The sequence below is a fragment of the Saccharothrix sabaoui genome, from assembly GCF_051756985.1.
Classification (GTDB): Bacteria; Actinomycetota; Actinomycetes; order Mycobacteriales; family Pseudonocardiaceae; genus Actinosynnema.
The window spans coordinates 22,455-29,690 of the sequence record NZ_JBPKJK010000115.1 but is presented as its reverse complement, the minus strand read 5'-3'; the positions used below and the strand labels follow the sequence as shown (position 1 = coordinate 29,690).

Below are 7,236 nucleotides of genomic sequence, written 5' to 3'. Positions count from 1 at the left end.
CTTCGTCGTTCTCGGGGTCCTGGTCGTTCCCGGCTCTCAGGCGGCCTGCTGCTGCTCGCCGCCGCCGGCGGCCTGGTAGCTGTCGACGTACTCCTGGCCGGACAGTTCCAGGATGCGGTAGACGATCTCGTCGGTGACCGACCGCAGCACCGGCAGCGACTCGTGCATGCCGGCGTACCGGTCGAAGTTCAGGGGCGTGCCGAACCGGATGGTCACGGGCCTGACGCGAGGCAGTTTCGCGTCCACCGGCTGCACCTTGTCGGTGCCGATGATGCCGACCGGCACCACGGGCGCGCCGGACTCCAGCGCCATCCGCGCCACGCCCGTGCGGCCCCGGTGCAGCCGGCCGTCCAGCGACCGCGTGCCCTCGGGGTAGATGGCGAACGCGCCGCCGCCGTCCAGGATCTCCTTCGCGGTGTCCAGCGAGGCCCGTGCGGCCCTCCCGATGCCCCGGCGCACGGGAACGTGCCCCAGCGAGCCGAAGAAGTACCGGGAGAGCGCACCCTTGAGGCCGGTGCCCTCGAAGTACTCGGCCTTGGCGAGGAACGACACCCGGCGCGGCACGACCATCGGGACGACGATGCTGTCGATGAACGACAGGTGGTTCGGGGCGAGGATCACGGGTCCCTCGGCGGGCACGTTCTCCAGGCCCTCGACCCGGGGGCGGTAGACCATCCGCGCGGTGGGCGCGACCACCCGCTTCATCACCGTGTAGAGCATGGACACAGCATGACCGCCCACTGTTGCGGGGCGGTGAAAAGGTGGTCGGCATCTCCACCGGGCGTCCCGAACGCAGAACTCACCCGTCGCGAACGCAGGACTCTCGGGTCCTGAGCGCAGGACTCGCCCGACCTGGGCGTTGGCCTCTCGGGCGAGTCCAACGCTCGCGACCCGCGAGTCCTGCGCTCGCGACCCGCGAGTCCTGCGTTCGGGGGCCTTGAGTTCTGCGTTCAGGACTCGGTGAGGGTGGCCTTCAGCTCCGTGGAGCGGGCCGCCCAGCGGCGCAGGAGGTCGGCGGACGCACCCGAGTCGACCGCCTCGGCCGCCTTGACCAGGCCGGCCGCCAGGTCCGCGTGCAGGTCGCCGGACAGGCCCGCGTGGGCCGCGACGGCCCCCGCCGCGTTCAGCAGCACGGCCTCGCGCACCGGCCCCGGCTTGCCGCCCACCAGGTCGCGCACGACCTCGGCGTTCAACGACGCGTCACCGCCCCGCAGGTCCTCCGGCAACGCGGCCGCGATGCCCAGCACCGACGGGTCGACCCGGTCCTCCCGGACCACGCCGCCGTCGACCACCCACACGGTCGTCGTGGTGGTCGTGGTGATCTCGTCCAGCCCGTCGTCGCCGCGCACGACCAGCGCCGTGCTGCCGCGCCGCGCGAACACGCCCGCGATCAGCGGCGCCGCGGCGGCCCGCGCGCACCCGATCAGGCCGACGGTCGGCTGCGCCGGGTTCGTCAGCGGCCCGAGCAGGTTGAACGACGTGGGGATGCCGATCTCCCGCCGCGGCACGCCCGCGTGCCGGAACCCCGGGTGGAACACCGGCGCGAAGCAGAACCCGATGCCCAGCTCGGCCACCGTCTCCCGCACGCCCAGCGGCGGCAGGTCGATGGCCACGCCGAGCTCCTCCAGCACGTCGGCCGTCCCGCACTTGGACGACGCCGCGCGGTTGCCGTGCTTCACCACGGGCACGCCCGCCGCCGCCGCGACCAGCGTCGCCATCGTGGAGATGTTGACCGACCCGGAGTTGTCGCCGCCCGTGCCGACGATGTCGGCCACGCGCCCCTCCACGGTGAACCGCCGGGCGTGCTGGAGCATGGACCGCGCCAGGCCGTCGACCTCCTCGGGCGTCTCGCCCTTGGCGCGCAGCGCGACCAGGAAGCCCGCGATCTGCGCCGGGGTCGCCGCGCCGGTCATGACCTGGTCCATGGCCCAGGCCGTGTCGGCCTCGCCCAGGTCGACCCGGTCGATCAGCTGGTTGAGCAGTAACGGCCAGGTGCGGTCCACCACGGTGATCAGCCCCGGACGACGGGCAGGGCCGTCGAGCGCAGCACCTCGGCCACGGTCTCGGCGGCGGCCAGCGGGTCGAGCGGGTGCACGAGCACCGCGTCCGCCTGCGACCAGGTGGCCAGCCACCGGTCGTCCTTGCGCCGGACGGCCACCACGATCGGGGGGCAGTCGGTGATCTCGTTCTTCAGCTGGCGGGACAGCCCCATGCCGCCGGTGGGCTGCGCCTCGCCGTCGAGGATCGCGAGGTCGACGCCGCCGTTGTCCATCTCGTAGAGGACGTCGGCGATGCCGCCCACCTCGACGTACTCCACGCGGCCCAGGTCCGGCGCGGGACGGCGGCCCACCGCGGTGATGATCGTCTCACGCACCTCGGGGCGGTGGCTGAACACCAGGATCTTGGTCGTCTGCGTGCTCATGTGCGCGATCCTCCGGCCGGGTCGGGTGCCAGGTGACGGAGATGTTATCCGCCTACCCGCGTGTGACCTGAAGCGCATCCCACCCGATCCAGTCGCCGCCCAGCCGCTGGGCGAGCCCGGCCATCCGCGCCCGCTCCTGGGCGCAGTGCAGCGCGTCCAGCCTCTGCACGCGCAACGCGTGCACGCGCTCGCCCGCGCGCACGGTCCACCCGTCCTGGGCGAGCAGCTCCCGGGCGCGTTCCACCTGGTCAGGCGGCAGCACGAGGTGGTGCCGCAGCACCGCCGGCTCCTCCGCCCGCCACCCCGCCGACCTGGCCAGCACCGCCGAGTCCGCCTCCACGAGGTCGAACGCCTCGGCGACCACCACCAGACCGGGTGAATCGATCCCCGGTGCAGGTACGCCGCGCCGCGTGAAGCGCTCGCGCAACCGGTCCAGCAATCCCATGGCACCCCGTCCCGCCCGTGTGACCCAGATGACCTGCGGCACCGCCCCGGACCCGATGGGCGGAGCGAAAACCTGCAAGCAATAATGCGTCGTGTGACAACGGCAGCGCCCTCAATCGGCCAGCGCGTGCACTCGCTGAACCGCCCGAACATGGTCAGCGTCGGCACGATCGTCTGGCTGTCCAGTGAGCTCATGTTCTTCGCGGGGCTCTTCGCCATGTTCTTCACGGTGAAGGCCCAGAACGAAGGACCGTGGCCCCCAGCGCCCACGCACCTGAACGTGCCCTACGCCCTGTTCTTCACGGTGATCCTGGTCGCCTCGTCGTTCACGTGCCAGTGGGGCGTGTTCGCCGCGGAGCGGGGCGACGTGTTCGGCCTGCGGCGCTGGTACCTGGTGACGCTGATCATGGGCGCGATCTTCGTGGCCGGCCAGGCGAACGAGTACCTCACCCTGGTCGAGGACGGGACCACCATCCCCAGCTCGGCCTACGGCACGGTGTTCTACCTGACGACCGGCTTCCACGGCCTGCACGTGATCGGTGGTCTGATCGCGTTCGGTTACCTGCTGGTCCGCACGAAGCTGAGCAAGTTCACGCCGGCCCAGGCGACCTCCGCGATCGTCGTGTCGTACTACTGGCACTTCGTCGACGTGGTCTGGATCGGCCTGTTCGCCGTCATCTACATCGTGCCCTGACCAGCAAGAACCCCGAACTCACACCAGCAAGGGTTGCCGCACACATGACCACCAACACCACACGGGCCCGGAAGCGCAGCACCAAGCTGCGCCGGCGGATCTCGGGCCTGCTCGCGCTGGGCTTCGCGCTGCTGGCCGCGGGCTTCCTGTTCAGCGCCCTGGCGCCGCAGCCGCAGACCGCCCAGGCGCAGGACGACCCGGCGCAGGTGCGACTGGGCGAGCAGCTCTACAACAACACCTGCATCACCTGCCACGGCAAGAACCTGGACGGCGTCGAGGACCGCGGCCCCAGCCTCATCGGCGTGGGCGAGGCGGCCGTCTACTTCCAGGTCTCCTCCGGCCGGATGCCGATGGCCCGCCAGGAGGCCCAGGCCCAGCGCAAGCCCACCAAGTTCACCGCGGAGGAGGTGGACGCGCTCGGCGCGTTCATCCAGACCCGCGGCGGCGGCGCGACGACCCCCGAGGAGCGCGGCGAGGCGCTGCGCGGCGAGGACCCGGCCCGCGGTGGCGAGCTGTTCCGGCTGAACTGCGCGGCGTGCCACAACTTCACCGGTCGCGGCGGGGCGCTGTCGTCCGGCAAGTGGGCACCCGAGCTCGACGGGGTGACCGAGGAGCAGATCTACACGGCGATGCTCTCGGGCCCGCAGAACATGCCGAAGTTCTCCGACCGGCAGCTCACGCCGGAGGAGAAGGAAGACATCATCGCGTACATCAAGTCGGTGACCGACGGGAACAACAACCCCGGCGGCGCCCCCCTCGGCGGCCTCGGGCCGGTATCGGAGGGTCTGATCGCGTTCATCGTGGGTATCGCCGCCCTGATCGGCGTGACCCTCTGGATCGGAGCCAAGGCATGAGCGGCGAGAAGCCGACCAACGTGCCCAGCGAGGCAGAGCTCGCCGGGATGAGCAGGGACGAGCTGGTCAAGCTCGGCACGAACCTGGACGGCGTCGAGCTGGTCCACTACGAGGAGCGCTGGCCGGTCAAGGGCACGCGCGCGGAGAAGCGCGCCGAGCGCCTCGTGGCCCTCTGGTTCCTCATCGCCGCCCTCGGCGGCATCGGCTTCCTGGTGGCGTTCATCTGGTGGCCCTGGAAGTACGAGGCCCCGAACACCGAGCACCACTTCCTGTACAGCCTGTACACGCCGGTCATCGGCCTGACCCTGGGCCTGTCGATCCTGGGCCTGGGCATCGGCGCGCTGCTCTACACGAAGAAGTTCATCCCGGAGGAGCTGGCCGTCCAGCAGCGCCACGACGGCGGCTCGTCCGAGGTCGACAAGGCCACCGTGCTGGCCGAGCTGGGCGACGCGGGCGCGCGTTCCACGATCGGCCGCCGGTCGCTCATCAAGCGCACCGCGGGCCTGGGCGCCGGCGTGTTCGGCCTGGGCGTCCTGGCCGTGCCGCTGGGCGGCCTGCTGCGCAACCCGTGGGCCGACAGCGAGTCCAAGGACTCGCTGTGGCACACCGGCTGGAAGGCCGAGAACGGCGAGAAGGTCTACCTGCGCAACTACACCGGCGACCCGCACGAGGTCGTCCTGGTGCGCCCGGAGGACCTGGACGCCGGCGGCTACCTCACCGTCTTCCCGTTCCGGGAGTCCGAGCGGGACGACGAGCACGCGCTCATCCTGGCCACCAAGCGGGTCGACAACCCCGTGCTGTTGATCAAGTTCCGCCCGAACCAGCAGATCGTGAAGCGTGCGGGTCAAGAGGACTTCAACTACGGTGACCTGTACGCGTACTCGAAGATCTGCACCCACCTCGGGTGCCCGGCCTCCCTGTACGAGCAGCAGACCGGTCTGCTGCTGTGCCCCTGCCACCAGTCTCAGTTCGACGTCTTCCACTACGGCAAGCCGCGGTTCGGCCCCGCGACCCGGGCCCTGCCTCAGCTTCCGATCACGGTGGACGAGGACGGATACTTGATTGCCCGCAGCGACTTCATCGAGGCTGTGGGTCCGGCGTTCTGGGAGCGTAAGTCATGAGCGGCATCACCACGCCGACCAAGCGGCAGGGAGCCGCCGGCCGCATGGCCGGCGGTGCCGCGAAGTGGGCTGACGACCGGTTCCACATGGCCGGTGGCATGCGGAAACAGCTGAACAAGGTGTTCCCGACCCACTGGTCCTTCCTGCTCGGCGAGATCGCCCTCTACAGCTTCATCATCCTGCTGCTGTCGGGCACCTACCTCGCGCTCTTCTTCGACCCGTCGATGGAAGAGGTCCTGTACGACGGCGCGTTCACGAACCTCCAGGGCATCCCGATGTCCCGGGCGTTCGAGTCGACGCTGGAGATCTCGTTCGAGGTCAGGGGCGGTCTGTTCGTCCGCCAGGTCCACCACTGGGCCGCGCTGCTGTTCATGGGCGCGATCGTCGTGCACATGTTCCGGATCTTCTTCACGGGCGCGTTCCGCCGCCCGCGCGAGATCAACTGGGTCATCGGCATCGTGCTGTTCATGCTCGGCGCGATCGAGGGCTTCCTCGGCTACTCGCTGCCCGACGACCTGCTGTCCGGCACCGGCCTGCGCGTGATGGCGGCGCTGCTGATCTCGTTCCCGGTCATCGGCACGTGGCTGAACTGGCTGGCCTTCGGCGGCGAGTTCCCCGGCACGGAGATCATCCCGCGGCTCTACACGCTGCACATCCTGGTCATCCCGGCCATCATCCTGGCGCTCATCGCCGTCCACCTGGGCCTGGTCTGGTACCAGAAGCACACCCAGTTCCCGGGCGTCGGGCGCAAGGAGACCAACGTCGTCGGCGTGCGCATCATGCCGGTGTTCGCGGCCAAGGGCGGCGGCTTCTTCGCCATCGTCGTGGCGGTCACCGCGATCATGGGCGGCGTCTTCCAGATCAACCCGGTGTGGAACTTCGGCCCGTACAACGCGGGCCAGGTGTCCGCGGGCGTGCAGCCCGACTGGTACATGGGCTGGACCGACGGCCTGATCCGCCTGTGGCCCGCGTGGGAGCTCTACCTGGGCAACTACACGGTGCCCGAGCCGTTCCTGCCGTTCATGCTGGGCCTGCCGCTGCTCACCGGCATCGCGGCCGTGTACCCGTGGATCGAGCGGAAGCTCACCAAGGACTACGCGCACCACAACCTGCTCCAGCGCCCCCGCGACGTGCCGGTCCGGACGTCGCTCGGCGCGATGGCCATCGCGTACTTCATGGTGCTGCTGATCTCGGGCGGCAACGACATCATCGCCTTCAAGTTCGACATCTCGCTGAACGCGATGACGTGGATGGGCCGCATCGGCATGCTGCTGGTCCCGCCGATCACCTACTTCATCACCTACCGGATCTGCATCGGCCTCCAGCGGGCCGACCGCGAGGTGCTGGAGCACGGCGTCGAGACGGGCATCATCAAGCGCCTGCCGCACGGCGAGTTCATCGAGGTCCACCAGCCGCTGGGCCCGGTGGACGACCACGGCCACCCGCTGCCGCTCGCCTACCAGGGCGCGTCGGTGCCGAAGAAGATGAACAAGCTCGGGTCCGCCGGGCACCCGGTGCCGGGCAGCTTCCTGACGCCGGACGCGCCGGAGGAGACCGCGGCGCTGGCCCGCGCCCGCGCCGCCCGCGGCGTGTCCGCGAACGACGCGCTGAGCGGCGAGAACGCGTCCGCCGGCGAGCTGGCCGGGAAGCCGGCCCAGCCGGAGGACTGACCCGCTGACGACGAGAGCCCCCGCACCAGGC

At 70.4% G+C, this 7,236-nt stretch carries 8 protein-coding genes; 4 read left to right on the top strand and 4 right to left on the bottom strand.

Annotated elements, in window-relative coordinates; genetic code table 11:
• Nucleotides 1-36 precede the first annotated feature (36 nt).
• The 4 genes from ACR807_RS29055 to ACR807_RS29040 all read right to left on the bottom strand — a co-directional run bounded on the left by ACR807_RS29055 (nt 37) and on the right by ACR807_RS29040 (nt 2,867).
• Entirely contained in the window at nt 37-720 is a 684-nt protein-coding gene (locus ACR807_RS29055) for a lysophospholipid acyltransferase family protein (protein ID WP_438924629.1), read from the bottom strand.
• A 230-nt stretch (nt 721-950) separates the two neighbouring features.
• Nucleotides 951-2,006 carry an anthranilate phosphoribosyltransferase gene (gene trpD, locus ACR807_RS29050; RefSeq protein ID WP_438924628.1) on the bottom strand — a complete coding sequence of 352 codons (1,056 nt, stop codon included), beginning with the start codon at nt 2,004-2,006 and terminating at the stop codon, nt 951-953.
• A gap of 5 nt (nt 2,007-2,011) precedes the next feature.
• On the bottom strand, nt 2,012-2,422 hold the full coding sequence (locus ACR807_RS29045; RefSeq protein WP_438924627.1) for a hypothetical protein: 411 nt from the start codon (nt 2,420-2,422) through the stop codon (nt 2,012-2,014).
• A 52-nt stretch (nt 2,423-2,474) separates the two neighbouring features.
• Nucleotides 2,475-2,867: a hypothetical protein gene (locus tag ACR807_RS29040; RefSeq protein WP_438924626.1), complete on the bottom strand. Its 393-nt coding sequence runs from the start codon at nt 2,865-2,867 to the stop codon at nt 2,475-2,477.
• Nucleotides 2,868-2,951: 84 nt separating this feature from the next.
• Here ACR807_RS29040 and ctaE point away from each other — a divergent pair, with 84 nt between their 5' ends.
• Genes ctaE through qcrB form a run of 4 tightly spaced genes read left to right on the top strand, consistent with a single transcriptional unit; the run spans nt 2,952 to nt 7,205 of the window.
• On the top strand, nt 2,952-3,560 hold the full coding sequence (gene ctaE / locus ACR807_RS29035; protein ID WP_438924625.1) for an aa3-type cytochrome oxidase subunit III: 609 nt from the start codon (nt 2,952-2,954) through the stop codon (nt 3,558-3,560).
• A 44-nt stretch (nt 3,561-3,604) separates the two neighbouring features.
• Complete coding sequence (gene qcrC / locus ACR807_RS29030; protein ID WP_438924624.1) at nt 3,605-4,414, top strand: cytochrome bc1 complex diheme cytochrome c subunit; 810 nt, start codon at nt 3,605-3,607, stop codon at nt 4,412-4,414.
• Nucleotides 4,411-5,535, top strand: a complete 1,125-nt coding sequence (gene qcrA / locus ACR807_RS29025; protein ID WP_438924623.1) for a cytochrome bc1 complex Rieske iron-sulfur subunit — start codon at nt 4,411-4,413, stop codon at nt 5,533-5,535. Before qcrC ends, qcrA begins: the two co-directional genes overlap by 4 nt.
• Nucleotides 5,532-7,205 carry a cytochrome bc1 complex cytochrome b subunit gene (gene qcrB / locus ACR807_RS29020; RefSeq protein ID WP_438924622.1) on the top strand — a complete coding sequence of 558 codons (1,674 nt, stop codon included), beginning with the start codon at nt 5,532-5,534 and terminating at the stop codon, nt 7,203-7,205. Before qcrA ends, qcrB begins: the two co-directional genes overlap by 4 nt.
• The last annotated feature ends 31 nt before the right edge of the window (nt 7,206-7,236 follow it).

What these genes read in the sequence shown, in the direction of transcription:
- ACR807_RS29055 (WP_438924629.1), bottom strand. Translation starts at nt 720, where the DNA reads ATGCTCTACACGGTGATGAAGCGGGTGGTCGCGCCCACCGCGCGGATG.
- ACR807_RS29045 (WP_438924627.1), bottom strand. Translation starts at nt 2,422, where the DNA reads ATGAGCACGCAGACGACCAAGATCCTGGTGTTCAGCCACCGCCCCGAG.
- ACR807_RS29040 (WP_438924626.1), bottom strand. Translation starts at nt 2,867, where the DNA reads ATGGGATTGCTGGACCGGTTGCGCGAGCGCTTCACGCGGCGCGGCGTA.
- ctaE (WP_438924625.1), top strand. Translation starts at nt 2,952, where the DNA reads ATGCGTCGTGTGACAACGGCAGCGCCCTCAATCGGCCAGCGCGTGCAC.
- qcrC (WP_438924624.1), top strand. Translation starts at nt 3,605, where the DNA reads ATGACCACCAACACCACACGGGCCCGGAAGCGCAGCACCAAGCTGCGC.
- qcrA (WP_438924623.1), top strand. Translation starts at nt 4,411, where the DNA reads ATGAGCGGCGAGAAGCCGACCAACGTGCCCAGCGAGGCAGAGCTCGCC.
- qcrB (WP_438924622.1), top strand. Translation starts at nt 5,532, where the DNA reads ATGAGCGGCATCACCACGCCGACCAAGCGGCAGGGAGCCGCCGGCCGC.